This is a genomic window from Gracilibacillus boraciitolerans JCM 21714 (assembly GCF_000521485.1).
In the GTDB taxonomy this organism is placed as follows: Bacteria; Bacillota; Bacilli; order Bacillales; family Amphibacillaceae; genus Gracilibacillus; species Gracilibacillus boraciitolerans.
This window is the reverse complement of record NZ_BAVS01000011.1, coordinates 1-22727: the sequence shown is the minus strand read 5'-3', so window position 1 is coordinate 22727 and position 22727 is coordinate 1. Positions and strand designations below refer to the sequence as shown.

16 protein-coding genes and 7 pseudogenes are annotated in these 22727 nt (G+C 36.8%); 8 read left to right on the top strand and 15 right to left on the bottom strand.

Annotation, left to right across the window (positions count from 1 at the left end):
* Positions 1-117 precede the first annotated feature (117 nt).
* Together nhaC and JCM21714_RS08675 are read right to left on the bottom strand one after the other, a co-directional pair.
* Positions 118-1548: a Na+/H+ antiporter NhaC gene (nhaC, locus tag JCM21714_RS08680; protein WP_200868446.1), complete on the bottom strand. Its 1431-nt coding sequence runs from the start codon at positions 1546-1548 to the stop codon at positions 118-120.
* Between the two features lie 23 nt (positions 1549-1571).
* The gene (locus tag JCM21714_RS08675) at positions 1572-2738 is read right to left on the bottom strand and encodes a trans-sulfuration enzyme family protein (protein ID WP_052000490.1); all 1167 of its coding nucleotides are present in this window, start codon (positions 2736-2738) and stop codon (positions 1572-1574) included.
* Positions 2739-2907: 169 nt separating this feature from the next.
* Between JCM21714_RS08675 and JCM21714_RS08670 the strand changes: the two genes are divergently transcribed.
* Complete coding sequence (locus tag JCM21714_RS08670) at positions 2908-3591, top strand: FadR/GntR family transcriptional regulator (RefSeq protein WP_035723472.1); 684 nt, start codon at positions 2908-2910, stop codon at positions 3589-3591.
* Between the two features lie 100 nt (positions 3592-3691).
* Here the strand turns inward: JCM21714_RS08670 and JCM21714_RS21275 are convergent, their stop codons facing one another.
* The 8 genes and pseudogenes from JCM21714_RS21275 to JCM21714_RS08635 all read right to left on the bottom strand — a co-directional run bounded on the left by JCM21714_RS21275 (position 3692) and on the right by JCM21714_RS08635 (position 12301).
* Positions 3692-3760, bottom strand: coding sequence for a putative holin-like toxin (locus JCM21714_RS21275; protein WP_268748331.1), 69 nt, complete (start codon positions 3758-3760; stop codon positions 3692-3694).
* Positions 3761-3799: 39 nt separating this feature from the next.
* Positions 3800-4423, bottom strand: coding sequence for a hypothetical protein (locus JCM21714_RS08665; protein WP_035723470.1), 624 nt, complete (start codon positions 4421-4423; stop codon positions 3800-3802).
* Positions 4424-4783: 360 nt separating this feature from the next.
* Positions 4784-5782: an acrylyl-CoA reductase family protein gene (locus tag JCM21714_RS08660; protein WP_035723468.1), complete on the bottom strand. Its 999-nt coding sequence runs from the start codon at positions 5780-5782 to the stop codon at positions 4784-4786.
* A gap of 243 nt (positions 5783-6025) precedes the next feature.
* Positions 6026-7761, bottom strand: a pseudogene (locus JCM21714_RS08655) (ABC transporter ATP-binding protein).
* A 423-nt stretch (positions 7762-8184) separates the two neighbouring features.
* A complete protein-coding gene (locus JCM21714_RS08650) occupies positions 8185-10080 on the bottom strand; it encodes an ABC transporter permease (RefSeq protein WP_035723466.1) in 1896 nt (631 codons plus the stop codon).
* Positions 10055-10516, bottom strand: a pseudogene (locus JCM21714_RS08645) (ABC transporter ATP-binding protein); the annotation flags it as partial. The pseudogene JCM21714_RS08645 and the gene JCM21714_RS08650, both read right to left, overlap by 26 nt.
* 79 nt (positions 10517-10595) lie before the next feature.
* Positions 10596-11597, bottom strand: a complete 1002-nt coding sequence (locus tag JCM21714_RS08640; protein WP_035723464.1) for a sensor histidine kinase — start codon at positions 11595-11597, stop codon at positions 10596-10598.
* Positions 11594-12301 (bottom strand): response regulator transcription factor, encoded by a 708-nt coding sequence (locus JCM21714_RS08635; protein ID WP_035723461.1) that lies wholly within the window; start codon positions 12299-12301, stop codon positions 11594-11596. The genes JCM21714_RS08640 and JCM21714_RS08635 overlap by 4 nt, the downstream gene beginning before the upstream one ends.
* A 305-nt stretch (positions 12302-12606) precedes the next feature.
* Between JCM21714_RS08635 and JCM21714_RS22965 the strand changes: the two genes are divergently transcribed.
* The 3 genes and pseudogenes from JCM21714_RS22965 to JCM21714_RS08625 all read left to right on the top strand — a co-directional run bounded on the left by JCM21714_RS22965 (position 12607) and on the right by JCM21714_RS08625 (position 14878).
* Entirely contained in the window at positions 12607-13368 is a 762-nt protein-coding gene (locus tag JCM21714_RS22965) for an endo-1,4-beta-xylanase (protein WP_268748327.1), read from the top strand.
* Positions 13347-13847 carry an endo-1,4-beta-xylanase gene (locus JCM21714_RS22960; protein ID WP_268748326.1) on the top strand — a complete coding sequence of 167 codons (501 nt, stop codon included), beginning with the start codon at positions 13347-13349 and terminating at the stop codon, positions 13845-13847. The genes JCM21714_RS22965 and JCM21714_RS22960 overlap by 22 nt, the downstream gene beginning before the upstream one ends.
* An 87-nt stretch (positions 13848-13934) precedes the next feature.
* Positions 13935-14878 (top strand): annotated as a pseudogene (locus JCM21714_RS08625) (aldo/keto reductase family protein).
* A 271-nt stretch (positions 14879-15149) separates the two neighbouring features.
* Here JCM21714_RS08625 and JCM21714_RS22955 read toward each other — a convergent pair.
* Together JCM21714_RS22955 and JCM21714_RS22950 are read right to left on the bottom strand one after the other, a co-directional pair.
* Entirely contained in the window at positions 15150-16025 is an 876-nt protein-coding gene (locus tag JCM21714_RS22955) for a BCCT family transporter (protein ID WP_268748325.1), read from the bottom strand.
* Positions 15919-16695, bottom strand: a pseudogene (locus JCM21714_RS22950) (BCCT family transporter). Before JCM21714_RS22950 ends, JCM21714_RS22955 begins: the two are co-directional and overlap by 107 nt.
* 575 nt (positions 16696-17270) lie before the next feature.
* Here JCM21714_RS22950 and JCM21714_RS08615 point away from each other — a divergent pair.
* The gene (locus JCM21714_RS08615; protein ID WP_035723459.1) at positions 17271-17465 is read left to right on the top strand and encodes a CsbD family protein; all 195 of its coding nucleotides are present in this window, start codon (positions 17271-17273) and stop codon (positions 17463-17465) included.
* A 95-nt stretch (positions 17466-17560) separates the two neighbouring features.
* Here the strand turns inward: JCM21714_RS08615 and JCM21714_RS19805 are convergent.
* A pseudogene (locus tag JCM21714_RS19805) lies at positions 17561-17632 on the bottom strand (SEC-C metal-binding domain-containing protein); the annotation flags it as partial.
* A 554-nt stretch (positions 17633-18186) separates the two neighbouring features.
* On the opposite strand from JCM21714_RS19805, the pseudogene JCM21714_RS08605 reads away from it, so the two are divergent.
* Both JCM21714_RS08605 and JCM21714_RS08600 read left to right on the top strand, forming a co-directional pair.
* A pseudogene (locus JCM21714_RS08605) lies at positions 18187-18824 on the top strand (5-bromo-4-chloroindolyl phosphate hydrolysis family protein).
* Positions 18821-19975, top strand: coding sequence for a toxic anion resistance protein (locus JCM21714_RS08600; RefSeq protein ID WP_035723458.1), 1155 nt, complete (start codon positions 18821-18823; stop codon positions 19973-19975). Before JCM21714_RS08605 ends, JCM21714_RS08600 begins: the two are co-directional and overlap by 4 nt.
* A 151-nt stretch (positions 19976-20126) precedes the next feature.
* Here JCM21714_RS08600 and JCM21714_RS08595 read toward each other — a convergent pair.
* Both JCM21714_RS08595 and JCM21714_RS08590 read right to left on the bottom strand, forming a co-directional pair.
* Positions 20127-21106: pseudogene (locus JCM21714_RS08595) on the bottom strand (tRNA dihydrouridine synthase).
* A 275-nt stretch (positions 21107-21381) separates the two neighbouring features.
* Positions 21382-21900, bottom strand: a complete 519-nt coding sequence (locus tag JCM21714_RS08590; RefSeq protein ID WP_035723559.1) for a YehS family protein — start codon at positions 21898-21900, stop codon at positions 21382-21384.
* 516 nt (positions 21901-22416) lie between these two features.
* Between JCM21714_RS08590 and JCM21714_RS08585 the strand changes: the two genes are divergently transcribed.
* On the top strand, positions 22417-22727 hold a 311-nt coding region (locus JCM21714_RS08585), incomplete at its 3' end, for an Rpn family recombination-promoting nuclease/putative transposase (RefSeq protein WP_148295002.1).

Here is a 22727-nt window from a genome sequence, read left to right as displayed (position 1 = left end):
CCACTGTGATTTTTCGTGACATCAGAATGGTTCTTCTTTATTATTGAAATCTTTTCAACCATCATTTTTATCCTTAATCAATTTACATCTATATTATTTTCTTTGTTCTAGAATCTTCTACCTGGTCAGATTCCAATTTGCGAATTCCAAATCCCCCCCCAGTAAGCGGAGCAAGAAACCCATATAAAGCTGAAAATAGAAATCCGCCAAGGTTAAAAATTGCCCATGGTAAAAATTCGAAGTTGCCAACACCCAGTGTAGTTGCCATGAAAACCCCTGAGACTGCCAAGGCATTAATACTTCAGTAATTGTGATAGAATCCTCCATGTTTCGTGATAGATTTACAGGGTGTAAATTCTTCTTTTTGTATACCTTTCCATATATATCTTGAACAAGAAAATATGATACAAGAGCATTTGATGTACAATTGATTACAGCAAATCCTGTAATAAGTGATGAAAGTGTAATACTTCCAATTGTTTTTAAATGTGCTAAAATACTTTCCAATATGATATTTAATGCTTGAGATATTTCTAAAGCTGATGCAAAGAAAAAGGCCACAAAAACAAAAAACGTTGCATTATACATAGAATAGAGGCCACCACGATTTAACAGTGATTGCAAATCTTCACTAATAACATTTGCTCCCGCTCCTAACATATCAACGTTAAACCCAGAAACAGCTGACGCAAATATATTCGCAAAAGATGCACCTTGTGTTACTAACCCAAGAATCATAGCAATAACAGAAGAACTAAATAACACGATTAATGGAGGCTTTTTCATTAATGAACCAACTATAACCACCACTGCTGGTAATAAAAGTAACAGGTTCAAATTAAATAATTGATCAAGTCCTGCACTCATTTCCTGAATATTCGATAATTGTGATGAATCAGTCTCCATTCCAAAGCCTACAACCGTAAAAACAATGATTGCGAGTATAGAAGATGGAACCGCTGTATAGAGCATATGTTTTATGTGTTCATACAAATTCGATCCTGCAGCTATTGAACTCATATTAGTCGTATCTGATAAAGGTGATAATTTATCACCAAAATACGCACCAGATACTACTGCACCAGCTGTGATGGCTAACGATAAATCCATTGTTTGAGCAATACTCATAATAGCTACACCTATGGTTCCGGCTGATCCCCACGAGGTTCCCACACAAGTGGATACAATTGCAGTTACTAGAAAAGCAATTAGATATAGATAATTCGGATTAATGATCTCAAGACCATAATAAACAAAGAGAGGAATGGTCCCTGAAATCATCCAAGTTCCAATTAATAAACCAATACAAAATAATATTAAAATTGCTGGTAATGCTTTTTTGATTTTAGATCCCATTGTCTCAATAATACTTTCCCATTTATGACCATATAATACTGAAAAAATCGCAAATACAATCCCAGCAAATAACAACATCAATTCGGCTGGATACTTTAATATACCAATGCCTATTATTAAAATTGCTAATGCCATAGCTATCGGTACTAATGCACTCCCAACAGAAGGTCTATTTGTAGTATCATTTTTCATAAAACAACTCTCCCTTATATTTTTTATTTTATTTGATGAAATGCTTGTTCTAAATCATTTATCTGTAATTCTGCTCCTTCTAGTCCAATTGACAGCCGAATCAGTCCTGGAGATATTCCATTTTCTATGAGTTGCTCTTCGTTATCATCCTTCACAGGGGCTGTTACTAAACTTTCATATCCTCCCCCCCAGCTAACACCGATTTCAAAAAGAGACAATGCATCGATAAATCGAGACACACTTTCAAAATGAGCATTTCTTAATTCAAAACTAAGTAATCCTGAATACCCTTTCATCTGTTTCTCTAAAAATGGATAATCTTCTTTTACTAAGCTAGGATGATAAATATTAGCAATTTCCTGTTTAGAGCTTAAATAATCAATAACTTTCAGTGCATTCTTTTGATGTTGTTTAAGGCGTAATGGTAAAGTACGTAAACCTCGATTAATTAAAAATGCATCATGAGCTCCCAGTACAGCTCCATTAAGTTGATATCCATATTCAAAAATTTCGTCAACTAAAGCATGATTTCCTACAACTGCACCACCTATTACATCACTATGACCTCCTATATACTTCGTTAACGAGTGGATGGACAAATCGAATCCTAACGTTAGCGGTTTTTGAAAAATTGGAGTGGACCACGTATTATCAATTGCAGTAATAATGCCTTTCGTTTTGGCTAATTGCGTAATTGCTTGAAGATCAACCACTTTCATTAACATGGTTCCCGGACTTTCTACATATATCAGTTTGGTATTGTCTTTAATCACCTCGTGGATATCAGTTAGATGATGATCTACAAAACTATACGTTATGTTGAACTTTGATAGATAATTTATTAACTGTGTAGTAGGCCCATAAATATTATTAATTAATACAACATGATCTCCGCTATTTAGAAGCGTGAAAAATACGGCACTAATCGCTCCCATCCCCCCCGAGCTAAAGCATTTGCACTTCTCCCCTTTTTCAAGAGCTGCTAATTTCTTTTCTAAAATGTTTACAGTTGGATTAACTCCTCTAGAATAAACATAGTTTTCTCTTTCCAGTTTTTGTGCATCTATAAATTCCTTAAAATTTCTAAAGGCAAAAAGACTGGTTTGATATATTGGTGGAGAAATTGCCCCATTATAAATCTGTGGATCTTCCCCAAAGTGTGTACAAATCTCTTCATCTGTGTATGTCATAAGTTTGTCAGCCTTCTTTCCATTGTTGTGCTATACATTTATTTAATTTTTTATAGTCTACCATACTTTCAACCTGTATGAAAGGTTAGAATTATCTGATATTTTAATTATTGGATAAATAAGTGTTGATAGTATACACTTAAAATAGGATTTATTAGAGGTGAATAGTATGAAAATATTAAAAAAGAAACGACTTTCAGAATTAGTTGCGGATGAAATAAAGAATTATATTAAGAAACAAGATCTTAAAGAAGGCGACAAGCTCCCTCCCATTTCCTCACTGATTGAAACGTTAGGCATTGGAAGATCATCATTGAGAGAGGCGTTGCAACTCTTAGAGACGCAGGGATATCTGGAAATTTTAAATGGAAAAGGCACCTACGTAAAAGATGCTAAACCTTTTCATATACAGACATCATTCGATATTGAAAATGAACGTAATTTCTTATTAGAGGCTTTAGAAGTGAGAATTGCTTTAGAAGGAAAAGCGGTAGATTTAGCTGCAAAAAAAGCTACAAAATCTGATATTGAGAGATTGGAATACCACTTAAAAGAATATACTAGATGTATTAAAAACAATGAAAGAGATAAAGCAAATCTTTCTGACTCCTTATTCCATCAGACTATTTACGAAGCAGCCAATAATGAAATGCTAAAAAGTATTATCGATTCCGTTTGGGATACCTTTCATCAATTTTGGAATGAGCCATTTGGTATAGAGGATATCTTTGATCAGAGCTATCCATATCATGAAGATATGTTAGAAGCAATCAAAGATAAAAATCCTGCTAAAGCCTCTGAAGCTTTTTTAAAAATTATGGATTCGGTTAGAACATCAATTAATAATATTTAAAAATGTTTGTCAAAATCACTAAAAAAAATACTTCAATGTATTCGGCTATCAAGTTGTTGATAGACCTCTCCTAGTTTACTTGTTGGGCAAATAGGGAGGTCTATTTTTTATTAATCAGTGATATGATCAATGCGAGTAATGCAATCAAGAAGGTACCAAATCCAAACAGTACTATGAACGTATATTTTTATTTTACAAATTAAAATGTTTAGAAACCAAATTCCCGCTCATATGTTTTATGTAGTATATATCTTTGCAGTCCTCGTGATTTAGATCTTGCTTGATGTGCATAGTTTCTCGCGTTCGATAAATGGTTACGTTTTTGTTCAATCTCAGCTAATAAGGCATATCTCATCCAATTTGTCTTCATTTGCTCGATTAAAATTTCTGCACCATCCAGATCATCTTCTTCAATTAAGATTATAGATTGATAATATAATTTATATTTCAAAGGTTTAATTTGATTAACATGTACTTTAGCTTCTTGTAAATTTTTAAAATATAAAGCTCGTACTACACTATATGTCGCCTGACGTGATGCTTGCTTATACTTATGTAAGAGTGCTTCAGTTATATCATTTACTTCTTCATCCAACTCATTTGCCAAGGCATATATGATGTAAAAGTGAGGATTTTTCTTATTTTTTAACAGAAAACGCTCCAGCTTATCCTCATCCGTTTGCAGGAGAGTCGTATAGAGTATTGGGGGGGCTAAGATAATTATTAATATAATAATAAACATTAAACCTATCATTAAAATATTGTTTATATCAAAATAATCCAACACAAAAAATGCTACTAAACTGATCAAAAAAGCAATGATATATCTCATGCATACACACCCTATTATTATTATTTGCTGTAGGCTTTAAAATAACTTTTTGTAAACAACCATTTTTCCGGGCTTCTCATAAATTAGACAACCTAATCTAATTTTAAAACAAACTACCTTGAATTAGCAGCTTAAAACCTCCATCTTCATTAACTGAAACCGAAAACTTCATAAGTATATTATATAACAAATTCCACTACTTAGTATGTAAATATTTCCACAAATTAAAATAAAGCCGATTTTCAAATAAATGAAAACCGGCTTTTATTTGCTTGCAAATCCTAAACATATTAATGCTTATTGAAGTTAAACAATCTATGTGATATTTAGATAACAAGTTTTTATAAAATCAGATATGCCTTATATTAATTTCACGATCATTCTCCCTCTTACTTCCCCCCCTTTTAATAACTTTGGAAGCACATCAGGAAGCTGTTCCAAGCTAACTTCTTCTGCTATAAACTCTTCCATATTAGCTGGTTTAATATCAGTCGCTAGACGGTGCCATGTTTTTACCCTTGTTTCCATCGGACAATTGACAGAATCAATTCCTAACAGGTTAACACTTCTTAAAATAAATGGAATGACACTTGTTGGAAGGTCTGTTCCGGCAGTTAAACCACTAATTGCAGCAGAGCCACCATATTGAATTTGTGTTAATAGAGATGCCAGTGGTTCACCACCTACAGGGTCTACAGCTGCAGCCCATTTTGGTTGTCTTATCGGTTTTATTTCTCCGTCAAATACCTCTTCACGAGAAATAATGGTATCTGCTCCTAACCTTCTTAAATAATCATGTTCCGATTCTTTACCCGTACTTGCTTCCACCTGATAACCTAGTTTTGCAAGTATGGATACAGCAAAGCTGCCAACACCACCCGTTGCTCCTGTCACAAGTACCTTACCTTTTTCAGGAGTCAAATTGTTTTCTTCCAGACGTTGAACAGATAAAGCTGCCGTAAAGCCAGCTGTTCCAATGATCATCGCCTCTTTTAGCGATAAACCTTCTGGGAGCCGAACAATCCACTTACTAGGTATACGTGCGTACTCACTATATCCACCAAAATGCGACACACCAATATCATAGCTAGTTGCAATCACCTCGTCGCCTTCCTTAAACTGTGAATCATCAGATGAAACAACAACACCTGCCAAATCAATGCCAGGAACGGCTGGATACTCTTTTATTATTTTGCCGTCTGGATGTGCAGCAAGACTATCTTTATAGTTTACTCCTGAGTAATGAACTTGGATTAATACTTCTCCCTCTTGTAAATCTCCAAAGTTTAGTTCATTTACTTTCACAGAAAACTCGTCATTTTGTTTATTGACTACTAATGCTTTAAATGTATCTGCCATCTTGAATCATCCTTTCTCTTTTGGATCGATTATTTTTTTTATGATTAACCTAAAATGGTCTTTTATTTCCTTTCACACATATCCTATTTCATTTATATAACTCGAGCAAGCTATCTGCTTTCACGTTAAAAACCACCAAATAGTTTTCTTCTGAGAACCTAATTGGTGGCTATAATTTAATCATATGTTTTTCTGGTATTTTCTCTTCGTTGACATGCTACAAGTGATTTCACAGTAACACATTTAAGTGAGTTGCTGTTCTGCAAAGGATCGGTACAATGCATGATTCTTAATGAGCTCTTGATGTGTTCCTTGTCCCGTAATTTCACCATTCTCGATAAAAATTATTTGGTCTGCATGGACAATCGTTGCCAGACGATGGGCAATGACGAAGGTAGTTCTTCCTTCCATTAATCGATGCAGTGCTTTTTGTACGACCTGCTCGGATTGACTGTCCAAACTGGCCGTTGCCTCGTCCAATAATAACAGTTTGGGATTACGCAGAAAGGCGCGTGCAATATTGATGCGCTGACGTTGTCCACCTGACAGCTTTGTACCCCCCCTTTCCCCCCAACCTCTGTATCTAATCCTTTGGGAAGTTCCCGAATAAACTGCTCAGCATATGCCATTTTGGCAACAGTCCAAAGCTGCTCATTTGATACCTGATTAGCATTCACCAGGCCATAGGTTAAATTCTCACGAATCGTCCCAGACATCATTGAACTTTCCTGTGAGACATAACCGAGCTGTGAACGCCAGGATCGTAATGATAAATCACTAATCGGCTCTTCGCCAATCAATACTTGCCCATTTGTCGGATTGTAATAGCGCTCCAATAGACCAAACACTGTGGTTTTTCCTCCACCACTCGGTCCAGCAAAAGCAATCATTTCGCCTGAAGCCACGGAAAAAGACATGTTTTTGATGATAGGATCACCTTCCTCATATGAGAAATCTACGTGATCAAAGGTAATTGGCAAGTCTTCAATCGACCGTTCAAAACCTTGCTGCTCCTCTTCTACCTCTTCATCAAGAATTTCGATAATGCGGCCTGTAGCACCTTTTGCTTTTTGAAGCTCCGTGAAGAACATCGCAAAGCTTGTAATCGGAAAGACTATTTGAAACAAATAAAGCAGAAAGGCTACTAATGATCCTGTTGTCATCGTTCCTTCCTCGACTCGAATCCCTCCATAAGCAATGATAACCACAATAACTAACATTACGATCATATACATAAAAGGGCCAACTACGGAGAATATTCGGGCTTCCTTTAGTCCTGTGTTCAATAACGCATGGATGCCTTTCTTCCCTTTATTCAACTCTACCTTCTCAGCTGTTGAAGATTTCATTAATTTAATTTCACTGACAGTTTGCTGGATCTCCCCCCCTTGGAATGTAGCAGTCTGATCCTGCAAATTCCTGGACACCTTGGACATGCGCGAACCTAGTGGAATCATCACTAGCACCGTTAATGGTACTGCAATTAACATCATCAGCGTCATACGCCAATCCATAATCAATAAAATAATGACAGCACCGAAAATCGAAATGAGCCCAGATATAAATTGGGGGAAATGCTGTGCCACCAGATTTTTGACAATACCGGTATCATTAATTACACGACTAACTGATTCACCACTTGGCTGCTGATCAAAATAACGGACTGGCAAGCTAATCAGCTTCGACCAGATAACTTCTCGTAAGCCAGCAACCACTTTTTGCCCAACATAAGACAGAGCGTAGGCAGAAAAACCATCTATTAATGCATGCAACACAAAGATCCCCACAATAAGGGCTATAAATCCAAAACTAATAGAGGCAATAGAGAAGCCATCTACCAATTCCCTTGTCAGCAATGGAATGATTAAACCAACTAAGGTAGTTAATATACTACCTGTCAGACCTAGAATTAATACAGATTTCGATATATTTAATGAAAAAATGAGTGATAAAAAGGCTTTAACTGATTGATTTTTCATGCATTCTCTTCTCCTTTTACGTTTGACTCTCATCGGAGTTCAAGGATATTAAGCGTATTTTTTAAAAATAAATCCATATTTTTTATCATATCCAATCTTGTCCTTACAAGGGGAAAACTTTATTGAAAGCTTATATGTAGGATGCATATCATACGTAAAGGCAGCTCTTTTTCTAATGAGCTGCCACGATAGTTTTCTTTCATGTTTATTTGTTCACTCCATCTCGTTATTTTTTTATTGAAGTGATACATATACGTTTGATTCTACCAAGTGGTTACACTTTTTTTAAAAATCTAACCACTGAAATTAACTAATTGGTTTAATTACATACTAAAAAGCAGAACAATTTAAGTTCTGCTTTTTTCTTAAATGTTTAGCGCCTAACTCTTTTTAATCCATTGAGACCGTTCATCTAAATTCCAATCACAATATGGCTCTTTTCACTTGTTTCACATAGAAGAAGCGAACAATTGTGAAATAAACGAGTTGTATCACAGCAAAACTTCCTAAAACAAGCAATGCCTCTATTGTTAAATTATAATCAAAAAAATGAGATAGAGCTGTCAATGCAACCGCTCCATGTATTAAAGCGACGACGATTGGCGAGAAAAACAGCAATGCAACTTGTCGGTTCACTACTTTTTTCAACTCTGATTCTTTCAAACCGATTTTCGCAATGGAACGGAATTTCTGCTTCTCTTCATCTAAATCAGTAAACAAACGGAAGTATAGGAAACTTCCTGCCGAAACAAAGAAAACAATCCCAATAAATAACCCAATGAATAAAATCGGCCCATAAGCTTTATTGATCTCGTACATGTTATAATCAATCGCATAGGCTCTATGTTCCAATTGTTCACTTAATTTTCTACCTGCTTCAAGTACCTGGTCTGTCTGTCCCTCTTGTGCTTGCCATACTGCGTTCGTCTCTGTTCTTATCGGTGTACCGAGCTTCTCATACGTCTGATCATCGACAACATAAAAACTATGGTATACAGGATAAACCTGGCTATGTATGACCTTTACAGGCTGAACGGCTTCTTCATTCTCTAATGATAGAGGAAAATCCATTAATACATCATCTTCTGACGGTTTTTCTCCAAGACCACCAGGAATGAAGCCTACAACGATAGCTTCTTTCTGGTCAGGTTGTACTTTCTTTTCGCCTATCATTTCCGCAAGCCAGTTGTACTCAGATTCCCGTACAATCAGAACGTCATTTTTCCATTCAGAATGAGCAAAATAGGTCAATTCAAATTTTGCCCTTTCTGCTTCTACATTTTCCTCTTTCAGAATAGCGTTCACTTTATTGATGTCTTGCTCAACCACAGACTCACTATCATCAAGCCATGGCGTATAATGTATGGTATATGGACTGGAATCTTCTAACGCTTTTGTAAGATAGGATTGAAACCCATATAACGATCCAATCGCACTAAAAGCAACCGTTGAGATAATAGCCACTAGGAAAAACGTTCTTGCATTGTCTTTCATTCGAAAGGATAGATCAGAAAACAGAAGCATATTGGTTTCCCGCCAAAAGACAGATTTATTTTTCTTCAACAGATGAATGATAAAGACACTTAGTTGCGTAAATAAAAGATAGGTGCCAAGGGTGACCACTAAAATAACGGGAATCATCGCATAGACAACAGTAGTACCCTTTACATAAAGTGCGGTACCATAGCCAGCAATAAGTAAAAGCGCTGCAAAGATCGATAGGAAAACAGACGCTTTCGGTTCTCCTTTAGATTGTTTATCGCCTTTTATCAAATCAATTAGTTTATTGGTACGCAATATAAACGAAACAAAAATTGATATACAGAAAAACAGAAAAATAAAGCTTAGGAATGTGACCATAATTGCTAGTATAGGAAAGTAGAAATTGAGAGATTCATTGATAATTAAAACATTCTCTGCAATTAAAAGGATCACTTTAGTGAACAATAGGCCAGATAAAATACCCCCCAACGTTGCAAAAAATCCTATTAGGATATTTTCCAGAAAAACCATCAGACGAATTTGCTTATCGGAGGCACCCATCATCATCAATAAACCAAACTCTTTCTTTCTTGATTGTAAGAAAGAACTCATGGAATAGAGTACAAAAAAGAAAGAAAACACATAAATGATTCCACCAGAAACACCCATGCCATGTAATGCATTCTGATTGATCGTTCCACTTGAAAACGTTGGATGAAAAGCAAAGATGGCAAAGGTGAAGAATACCATCACCGAAAACATACTGCTTAGGAAATATGCAATATACATTCGTTTGTTACGAAGATCATTATTAAACGCGAACTGACGAAAGGTCATTACCATTGCCTCCCATCAATGAAAGCATATCAATAATTTGTTGGAAAAAGGCTTGTTTACTATCCCCCCCTCGGTGTATTTCGGAATGGAGCTTTCCATCGCGAATAAAGATTACCCGATCTGAATAGCTTGCCGCCTGAGGGTCATGAGTTACCATCAACAAGCTCGCTTTCTCCTGCTGATTGATCTCTACCAGCATATTCATGACATCTTTTGCCGACTTCGAATCGAGATTTCCTGTTGGTTCATCTGCCAGAATTAACTTAGGGTTATGAATCATCGCCCTAGCTATGGCTGCCCGTTGTGTCTGGCCTCCAGAAATTTCAGATGTCCGTTTACTCATGATCTCAGTAATTCCCAGTTTAACCGCAATTTTATATGCCTTATCTTTCATTTCTTTCACACTGGTACCATCTAAAGTCAGAGGTAGCATCATCATTCTCCTTTTCATATCTTATAGTAAAAGTATAGCCAACAACTATAGCTCGTAACTATCGATTATGCTTTCACGAATCTTACATTGATGTAAGGTTTTGTGTTTTAGAGAAAATAATACGGACTGTTGTACCTTCACCAACTTGTGATTCGAGTTCGATGCGATGCTCCAATCTTTCAGCGACTTCATTCACCAAATATAATCCCATACCTGTAGATTCACGAAATTTACGTCCATTTTCTCCAGTATAAAATTTAGTAAAAACGCGTCTTTGGTCTGCTAAGGGAATACCAATTCCAAAGTCTTTGACTTCTACTACTGCTGCCCCAGCTTTTTGATATATCGAAACCACCAATTGTTTTGCATGTCCAGCAGAGTATTTAACAGCATTATGTACGAGTTGTGTGACTAAGAAGAACAGCCACTTCTCATCGGTCTCCACAGTTATCTCAGGTTTTGATTCCTGTAATTGTGGATAGACATCATGACGAATGTAAAAGCGCTTATTTTCCCGATTTACTTCATGAAAAAGCTTGGAAAGGATAACAGGCTTAATCTGAAAATCTTCAACAATTGCACGGAGCCTTGCCATGTAGAGAACGGTATTCAACCCATTTCGCATTCGCTCGGTTTCTTCTCTAAGACTGGTTGATTCAGGCTCATCGAGTGATTGTGCCGTTAGTTCGATCACCGAAAGTGGCGTTTTCATTTGATGTACCCACCTGTCCATAAATAACAAGTGCTCCTCTTGTCTGTCTTCCGCTGTTTGCAACTCTTCGTGGTACAGTCGATACTGACTGCTAAGTAACTGGTCCAGTGCTTCAGATATTGGTGCCTGCTCCGTCGTCTCAAGAGATTGATCAAGAGCTGCCATTGGATCCTGCAATTTTTGATAAAATTTTCTTCTGCTAAGGTAACGATAAAGGAGAAATACAATAAGAACTATGATCGATAAAAATATAGCATATGTAATTACATGCAGATTTCGATAGCCATCCAAGAAAAACAGTGCAGGAATGCCTATACAAGAGAAGAGATACGTAAAAATATACAATACGTTTTCTCGAAGAAATAACTTCATATCTCTTCCCCCCCTTTCCAAGTAATATGTAGACGATATCCTGCTCCTCTAACTGTTTCAACCGCATCCTTTAACCCTAATTCCTGGAACCTTTTTCGCACACGGGCCATATTGACATTCAAGGTATTTTCATCAACGTATGCCTGATCATCCCAGATTTTCTCCAATAAATCCTGACGGCCAGCAACACGTGGATAACGCTCCAACAAACTTTCCATAATATCCGTTTCATTTTTAGTTAATGCAGTTGTCCTGTCTTTAAACCGTAGCTCTAATCGTTCAGGGTATAAGCTTAATCCTTCCTGAATAAGCACTCGTTCCTCAACTTTTGCTGCATATTCTCCGTATGCTCGTCGCAACTGACTTCTTATTTTCGCCATAACAATATCAGGATGAAACGGTTTGGTAATGAAATCATCTCCACCATTTTCCAATGCCATCACCTGATCCATTTCACCTGTATGTGCTGAAATGAAAATAACTGGGCAAATCGACTCTTTTCTAATCTGTCTGCACCAATAATATCCGTCAAAACTAGGGAGATTAATATCCAGTAAAAGTAGTTTAGGTTGTGCCTCACGGAAGGTTTTTAAAATATTTCCAAAATCATCGGCAATGATGGCCCGATATCCATACTTTTCAACAAAAGAACCTAAATATTCTGCGATTTTACGATCATCTTCTACAATCATAATTTTTTCCATGTTTGGTTTCACCTATCCTATTCTTTTTTTCTATGTTTATCATAACATTTTTGGATGCACGTAGAGCTATTTATATTTACTTATAGATATTAACTTTACCCCCCCTTTTTAATAGAATAAGTCTAATTAGTTTGTCGAATGAACAAAGTTATGATAAGATTTATTGAGCAGATTGAAAGCGATTTCTTGTAATGATGAGTCTTTTGATTTTTTATTACTAGCTTCGCTAATTGCTTTCAACCTGAAGTGTTTCCGATATTCACGATTAGTTCTATAGAAATACGTTAAAAAATGGAGGTAATTTAGTGGGGGGGAAAACAAATGCCATATCACACCGTAAGGCCAATAAGACAATCAGACTTGTTGATGCATCAGGAAATCCCGTTACAGGAAAAGAAGTAATACTGGAACTGACAAATCATCACTTTTTATTTGGCAGTGGAATTTTTGACGCTATCGATGTAGCCAACCAAAATTCATCAGCGGATAAACATGCGTTTTTGGAAGAAAAACTGGACCGATTCTTGGATATATTTAACTTTGGAACCTTACCCTTCTATTGGGGGGGAAGATTCGAGCCTGAACAAGGAAAACCACAAACAAACAAATTAATGGCTGCGGCAAAGTGGCTGAAGGATAGAAATGTCACAGTGAAAGGGCATCCTCTTTGCTGGCATACCGTCACCGCTCCCTGGCTGCTGGAGATGAGTAATGATGAAATTTTAAAAGCTCAGTTTAATAGAATTGAACGTGAAGTATCCGACTTCAAAGGTGTAATAGATATGTGGGATGTGATCAATGAAGTGGTGATCATGCCTATTTTTGACAAGTACGACAATGGCATTACAAGAATCAGTAAAGATCTCGGACGTATTGGCATCGTCAAAGAAATGTTTGCCAAGACGCGTGAATTCCATCCTGACGCGACCTTATTATTAAATGATTTTAATACATCGATTAATTATGAAATTTTAATAGATGGCTGTCTGCATGCAGGTGTCTCAATTGATGCGATCGGAATTCAATCTCATCAGCATCAGGGCTATTGGGGGGGCGTGAGAAGTTAGAAGAAGTATTAGAGCGCTTCTCACAGTTTGGTCTGCCGATTCATTTTACCGAAAACACGTTAACATCGGGTCATATTATGCCACCAGAAATAGAAGATCTCAATGATTATCAGATTTCTGACTGGCCATCTACTCCAGAATTCGAAGAAAGACAGGCAAACGAAGTCGAAGAAATGTATACGATATTATTTGAACACCCGCTGGTTGAGGCAATTTCCAACTGGTCCTTTAGTGATGATGGTGCATGGCTTGGAGCTCCTGCCGGATTCATCAGAAAAGACAATAGTCCAAAACCTTCGTATCAGGCATTAAAAAAATTGATTAAAGAAGACTGGCATACGATGGTAACAGGTACGACAGATACCAACGGAATTATTTCATTTGAAGGAATTCTCGGTGACTATGATTTAAAATATGATGATAAAAAAGTAAACTTCACATTAACAAAAGATGCGAAAACAGAACAGATTATGATCTAATAATGAATCGCTTTAAAACCCATGATGCGAACTGTTTCTGTTTGATAAAGTTAAGCGTTAATAAACATTTAAAGGAGAGGTTTTAGTATGAAGTACAGGAATTTAGGTAGAAGTGGTTTAAAGGTTAGTGAAATTAGCTTAGGCAGCTGGTTAACATATGGAGAGTCGGTACAAGATAAAACAGCAGAAGATATTATTCATAAAGCCTATGAATTAGGAATTAATTTCTTTGATTCTGCTAATATGTATGGACGTGGTGCAGCAGAACGCGTTATGGGAAAAGCGTTAAAAGCATATCCACGTGAGTCCTACGTAATCACGACCAAAGCATTTTGGCCAATGGGAGATGGTCCAAATGATCGCGGACTATCAAGAAAACACGTCACAGAGCAAGTGGAAGCAAGCTTAAAACGAATGAATTTAGATTATGTCGATGTTTTTTACTGTCATCGCTACGATCCGGAAACACCTGTTGAAGAAACGTTAAGAACGATCGATGATTTAATACGCCAAGGCAAAATTTTATATGCTGGTGTCAGTGAATGGAGCGCTGCCCAAATCGAAGAAGCAATGCGCGTTGCAGATCAATATTTACTGGACCGCATCGTCGTTAATCAACCGCAATACAATATGCTCCATCGTTATATCGAGAACGAAGTCATACCAGTCAGCGAAAAATATGGGGTGGGACAAGTAGTATTTTCTCCATTAGCACAAGGCGTTTTGACTGGTAAATATAAAGGAAACAAAATACCAGAAGACAGCCGTGCAGCTAATGATTCTATTAATCAATATATTCAAGGATTTTTACAAGAGGATACTTTGAATAAAGTAGAGCAATTAGGAAGTATAGCGAAGGAATTAAATGTAAGCTACCTAGTCTGGCGCTTGCCTGGATTTTAAGGCTGCCGAATATTTCCAGCACACTAGTTGGTGCCAGCAGACCCAGCCAAATCGAAGACAATGTCAAAGCAATTGACGTTGAATTATCTGATCAGATTGTAGAAAAGATTGAAAATATTCTTGAATAAACCGGTGAAACTATAATTGACGAATCATTGGATTTAGCTTCACTGGAAATACTGTGCTCTTGACGGGAAATGTTGTTGGCTTCACTGGAAATACTGTGCTCTTCACGGGAAATGTATATGGCTTCACTGGAAATACTGTCTTTTCCCGTCAACAGAGAAACTTTTCCCGTGAAGCGAAAAGGATTTCCCGTCAAGAGAGAGTTAATTCCAGTGAAGAAATCTTAATTCATAAGAAAAACTGCCCAAAATCAAACAGGCAGCTTTCTTTAAATTATTTCTTTCCAATTATGTTTTGTTCCTTTGCCATTTTCTTCGCAATCCTTGGTGCATCCCATAATGATGGAAGGAGGAGTAAGGAAACCGGAGCAGCAGTTACAACAATAAAGTTTTGCAGTGTACCAACTGTCTCTTCACCAATTGCTAACAAGGAAACAGCTACAGCCCCCCCAAACATCAGTGCCCAAAAGACCCGATTTAAACGATTAGGTTCGTCGGTACCACTTAATGTCACAGCAACAGTGTAGGACATAGAATCGGCTGTTGTCGCGACAAATACGACAGATACAATGATGAATCCAATCGCCAGTGCCAGACCCAATGGAATTTGGTCCATGATGGCCATCACAGTAGCCGGCATGCCACTTTCATTCAGTGCGGTTGACACGGCACCCGGGTTTTCCATTTCATAAAAGATTCCTGTACCACCAACAACCGTAAACCAAAAGTTACTGACAATCGGTGCAATAATGGAAACGGCGATAATCAATTCTCGTATTGTTCTTCCTCGAGATATTCTGCTGATAAACATTGCCATCATCGGACCATAACCAATAAACCAACCCCAGAAAAAAATCGTCCATGACCCTAGCCAAGCCTGATCAACACGATATAAACTCATAGACAAAAAGTTTTGAAGATAAAAAGCCTGTGACCCAAGAAATAAATCAATGATAAACAACGTAGGTCCAAGAATCAACATTACACCCATTAAAACAATGACCAAACTGACATTTATTCTGCTGAGCCATTGGATCCCGTGCTCAATACCTGTTGCCGCCGAAATCGAAGCAATAACAACTAAAAAGATAATGATCAAAGATTGTGTAAGAAAAGTATTCGGAACACCCCCATACGGCTTCCAATCCATAACCAACTTGAAGTCCTAGAAAACCGATTGGTCCGATTGTTCCAGCCGCTGTTGCTACGATTGAGACTATATCAGCTAATGAGCCAATAAAACTATTTTTAAATATTTTCTTACCAAACATCGGATATAAAAAGGTTCTTGCTTAAGTGGATAGCCCTTGTGATAATGGGCATACATTAACACAATTGTAGTTAAAGTACCCAAACTAGCCCACGCCGTGAAGCCCCCAATGCAGATAACTTTGTGCCATTGCAGGAAATGCTGCTGCCATTGTTCCCTCTTCAATTCCTGTAAATAGTGGCGGCGTGGTCAAATAATGATACATTGGTCCAGCAGCTGCCCAAAAAACTCCCCCCCCACTTGCTAAAAGTGTACACAAAATCATAGCTATCCATCGAAAATTACCATTCTCTGGACGCTCGATTTTGCCAAGTCGAACTTGTCCATACTTGCTAAAAGCTAAAATTAATCCGATGACAAACATTACGAGTAGTAAGACTTGCCAGAATGCGCCAAAATATTTGGCTGTAAAAGTAAAGGATTCACTAATCCATTTTCCAACTAATTTTTCATTAAAAACAGAAGCGATGACGAATAGAACAAGCAGTCCTCCACTTATAATAAACGTCACCCAATCCACCTGTTTCTTCTTTTTTGCACGGTCGTCCATTATTTTCCTCCTATAGTAAACCACATAACTTTTTTATGTCATGTATTAGTCATGTCCATTATCCATAAATAGATTATATTAAAATAAGAAAGATGAAATGAACCAATTTAAACACAGAAAATTAATTATATGTTAGAGAGGAAAATTAGTCAAAAATAATCTTATTTTAAAGCTATATACTATTGGGGGGGTATTCCTGATCGTGTTAATTGTATAATTAAATTATTTATTAGATGAAATCGACATGTTGTATAACACAGATTTCATCTAATAGGTTATTATTGCATGAAATCTCCAAATAAAACAGATAAGATTTCATCCTATTATAACGAATAGCATAAAATCTTTAACTGAATATCGACTGATTTCATGTAATCCCGCTCTTTTTCATAATTAAGTAAAAAAAGAGGTTTAATGAAGTGTGGGAAAGGAATAAGAGAAATGTAGGGGGATATTGAGATTCTAATAACAGATAAACACCCCCCCTAATCACAAGACCCTCATCGATCAGATTGTGAAGCAGATGGTGGGAATTCTTTTTCAGACAAAGAGTATAAAAAAGGAGTGACTTACAGATGAGTAACAATAAAGGTATGAGTGAAAAGGTAAAAGGTGCGGTAAATAAAGTTAAGGGTGAAACAAAAGACCAGGTTGGAAATGCAACAGACAATTCCAGCATGCAAGCAGAAGGCAAGCTGGATAAAGCAAAAGGCAAAGTTCAAGATAATATTGGTGAAAAGAAAAAAGAAAATGCAGACGACAATAGATAATAATTATGAAATAAGGTAGTGGGTTTGCTGACCGCTACCTTACTTTATTGTCTATCGGGATTTAGTATCTCAAAAAAACATATTAGTTGGCTGCTTTAACCGCAACATTTCTTATATTTCTTTCCGCTACCACATGGACAAGGATCGTTTCTACCGATTTTCTGTTCATTTACCACCGTACCTTGTTTATCCTCATCTGATTCTAAATCAGTATAGTTCTCTATATAGTACTCTGGAAGTTTATCTAATTTTTTGCAGTATCGTTTTTCATTAAATACTTCATTATTTTTCATAATACCATACATTTCTTCTACTAAAACAGCAGCAATCATTTCCTTTGATTCAATCTCTCCATAACCAAGATCTATTAATCGATGTAAGGTTTTTTGGTAGTTTTAGGATCATTATCACGTAATTGGTTATCTACAACTCCAAGCAATTGAGCCTTTAATTTATAATTAACCAAATTCTATCACTCCTTTTTCTAGAGGCTAGTCTTTTACAAAGATTTATTCTTAACTATTATTATACGCCCTCCAATTCTTATAAACAATAAACGGACCACCTGAAGCGATTATTTTAATGATATAATAGTCAAATCGATAGTTTGTAATCTTGCCCTTGCAATAATAAAAAATATGCCGATTCTACATATATTTTGAAACTTCCATCCCTTTGAAATCGTAAATAAAGATAGGTATAAAGTTAGGAGTCGATTAAGATGTATAAGTTTCTATCAATAGTCACAGGAATCATCATCACTATTCCTGTGATGTCAACTATATGGCTGGTTAGTTTCTTCGCGATAGATCTAACCTTTTTGCTATCATCATTAATATCATTGATAGGAGCCGGGCTAACCTACTCGCTGATATCTGTTTCTATTTATGTCCGTTTCCTGAAAAAGCATCAGCTAAGCATGAAGGATTATCGCTATATCCGTAAAAATTTAGCGGAAGCGAATCATAAAATTCGACGTTTGCAAAAAGCGTTATTTTCCATTCGCCACCTATTGTTTCTAAAAGAGAACATGGAGTTATTACGTGTGATTAAGAAGATACATCGGGTGACAAAGAAGAAGCCAATGCGATTCTTTCAAGGGGGGGAGAGATTCTATTTTTCCCATTTGGATTCTGCGGTTGAATTAACTGAAAAATACGCCTTCTTTCCACTCAGCCTAAGAAAAATGAAGAAATGGAACAAGTGCTTCATCAGACACGTCATACCATGAAAGATATTAAAACTAGTATTGAAAAAGACTTGTATCATATTCTTTCTGATGATATGGAAGAGCTTCAGTTTGAAGTAGATTTTGCTAAATACAAGACAAAACCAAAAGGAAGGTTGGAAGATAAATGAATCCTAACAATGATAGTAATCTAGTCGATGACTTGCTGGCAAATCCATTTGATGAACAAAAAAATTCAAATAATATACAAATAAGTGAGGAAAAGGATAAGAAGCTGATCGATGTGATTCCGGAAGAAGATCAGGAAAGAGCACGTTCGCTTGCAACTCAAATTGATCCAAAAAATCACAAAGCGATCATTTCATATGGTACACAAGCACAGACAAAGTTATTGGATTTTTCCCATACGATGCTTGAACATGTTCAAAATAAAGATGTTGGTGAAGTCGGCCAAGTGATCAGTGATCTAATGAAGAAATTTAATGATATCAACCCAGATGACTTAAACCCAGAAAAACAAAAGGGTCTAAAACGCTTATTCGGAAAACTGTCCAGCTCGGTACAGGAGACATTATCGAAGTATCAAAAAACCGGTGCGCAAATTGACAAGATCACTGTAAAGCTAGAGCGTAATAAGGATGGTCTGTTATCTGACATCGCCATGCTGGAAAAACTCTATGAGCACAATAAGGAATATTTCAAAGGGCTAAATGTCTTCATTGCAGCTGGTGAACTCAAGCTTGAAGAGATTCAGGAGAAAGAACTTCCTGCTCTAAGAAAAGCAGCCGAAGCTACCGATGATCAAATGAAGTTTCAGGAAGTGAATGATATGCTTCAATTTGCTGATCGTTTGGAAAAACGGCTTCATGATCTCAAACTGAGTCGCCAAATCACTACACAGAGCGCACCGCAAATACGATTAATTCAAAATACGAATCAGGTGCTGGTAGAGAAGATTCAGTCCTCTATTCTCACAGCCATTCCATTATGGAAAAATCAGATTGCAATAGCTCTCACGATGCTCAGGCAACAAAGTGCGGTAAACGCTCAAAAGCAGGTTTCAAAAACAACGAATGACCTGTTACTGAAAAATGCGGAAATGTTAAAAACAAATACCGTCGAAACGGCAAAACTAAACGAGCAGGGCATTGTCGATATTGAAACATTAAAAACGACTCAAGATAGTCTGGTTTCAACATTGGAAGAAGTACTAAAGATACAGGACGACGGGCGAAGAAAACGCCTGGAAGCAGAACAGGAAATTAGCACGATGGAAAATGATTTAAAGCATAAACTTTTGCAACTTAAAGATAACAAATAACCAGTGATAAATTACGGTACTTCCCTTGCGCTTAGTTCATCTTCCATAAAGCGAATATATAATGACAAAAACAATCTCTTATGTGGAGATTGTTTTTCATAGGAATATTTTGGTCAGTACCAGACTAATATTGGATGTCTAATTATCTGCACTATACTAATGTCTCATTCTGCACTTCAAACTTAGTTAACAATGTTCGAACGTCATCGGTTGACTCTGTCTCCATCAATTGGTTTCTCAATTCACTTGCCCCTCGAAACCCCCGGATATAGATCTTAAAAAACGGCGAAGCGGCTTGAATGGACGTCGTTCATCTTCTGTTGAGTATTGGTCAAAAAGATCAAGATGCAGTCTTAAAAGATCGAGCATTTCCTTACTGTTGGGTTCTTTATGCTCTTTTTCAAAAGCAAATGGATTAGTAAAGATTCCACGACCAATCATAACCCCCCCATCCACACCGTACTTTTGAACAAGTTCCATACCAGTCTGACGATCCGGAATATCCCCATTGATCGTCAAAAGCGTATCTGATGCAACTTCATCACGAAGCTTCTTAATTTCTGGAATCAGTTCCCAATGTGCGTCCACCTTACTCATTTCCTTTTTCGTACGCAAATGAATAGAAAGGTTAACAATGTCTTGTTGCAATAAGTGTGTAAGCCAGTCACGCCATTCGTCTACATCTGTGTAACCAAGTCTTGTCTTCACACTAACAGGTAATCCCCCTGCTTTTGCTGCTTGAATGAGCTCTGCAGCCACTTCTGGGCGACGAATAAGTCCGCATCCCTTGCCATTTGCTGCCACATTGTGGACAGGACAGCCCATATTGATATCCACACCGCGAAAACCTTCTTCCGCCATGCCAATACTCATCTGCCGGAATAATTCGGGTTTATCTCCCCAGATATGAGCAACGATCGGTTGTTCATCCTCTGTATATGTCAAGCGTCCACGCACACTTTGCTGCCCTTGTGGGTGACAATAGCTTTCCGTGTTGGTAAACTCAGTAAAAAACACATCAGGTCTGCCTGCTTCGCTCACTACATGGCGAAAAACAACATCTGTCACATCTTCCATTGGTGCTAATATAAAAAACGGTCGTGGTAAATCACGCCAAAAATTATCTTTCATTTAAATCCAAATCCTCTCACTATGGGATATCAAGTCAAATCCTTATCCCAAAATTAAAAAGTAACCATGTCATACTTATTTTCACTTCTACATTTATACCATGCTTCTGTAGTTTTTATCAAACACATTTTAAAAGTTTATTTTAGTTTCATATATTTGCAAAATCAAATAATTACTATTGAAATCGTCTTCGCTTTCTTTTAATCATTCAAAACAGCAGCCTATATGCGTATAAGCTGCTGTTAAGATATTATTTTTGTTAAAAAGATGCTAATTTATCCTCTGTATCTAACAGTCAAGCCTTTCAGAAAGTTCCTGGCATATTTATCTCCACACTCTTTAAAGTTTTTATGATCTTTTTTTCTTAGTAGAGCGCTTAGTTCACCTTTAGTAACTGTTATTCCCGCATTTTCAAATATGTCAATGACATCCTCACTAGTCAATTGTAATGCTATTTTTATTTTTTTGAGCAAGCTATTATTAACTGGATCATAGGTCAGCGGTGGTCTTTCAGGTTGTCCTGGCTTTTGTTCCTGTTTTCCTCTTTTGTAAATAATTAATCCGTTTAAGAAATGTTCTATCTCTCGGTTATTTATATGTACTTCCCCCCCATCGTCTTCCGTTTCATCTAACTCATCATCATAAGAGATGCTTTTCGGTTTCGTGAGTATGCTTTGTACCTCTTCTATCGTTAAATTTATTCCACCAAGCTCAAAAATCTTTAACATATATTTGTCCTTAATATCTAGCGCATATCTTAATCTAATTAATATATCATTATTGATCATTCGTATACCTCCTCTAAACATTATAAAAAAGACAGCACCTATGATTTATAGAGTACCATCAATTCGTTACATATTCTATTCTTATTACACAAAGATACGAGATATCCAATTGTAATTCTTTTATGTACATTGTTCTTTTTAAATTAGGGGGGGATATTTTCGGAATCAGTAGTATCAGTGACTGCTTCACTGGAAATGTTGTTCTGTTGACGGGAAATGTCCCCTTCTTCACGGAAAAAAACCTCTTCTTCACTGGATAAAGTGATATTTCCAGTGAAGCGAGCAACTTATCCAGTGAACAGCAGCACATTTCCCGTGAAGCGCACTACTTTTCCAGTGAACAGCACCACATTTCCCCCCGAAGCGCATCACCAATCGTGTTAACCATTTTTATAATAACAATAAACTATCCTTGAATCCTCAAAAAAATCTATTTCTATTTATTTTCCGACATGTAGTTGCCTATCAATAAGAATTATGGTATCTTTAAATAGAACGTTTGTTCCTAAAAATAGAAAGTAGGTGTTTTCTATTAAAATATCCAAACCTCATGATAAGTTTTTCAAAGAAACGTTTTCCCATGTCGAAGTGGTACAGGATTTCATTATTCATTACGTTCCGCAAGCGATTGTCAACCTCATCGATTTGAACTCCATTGAGCCACTAAAAGACAGCTTCATCAATTCAGACCTCCAAGAGAAATTTTCCGATTTATTATTTCAATGCACGTTCTCAGAAGAAAAAGGCTACCTCTATTTTTTGTTTGAACATAAGAGTTATATGAGCAACAATACTCCTTTTCAACTGCTAAAATACATGGTGGAAATTTGGGG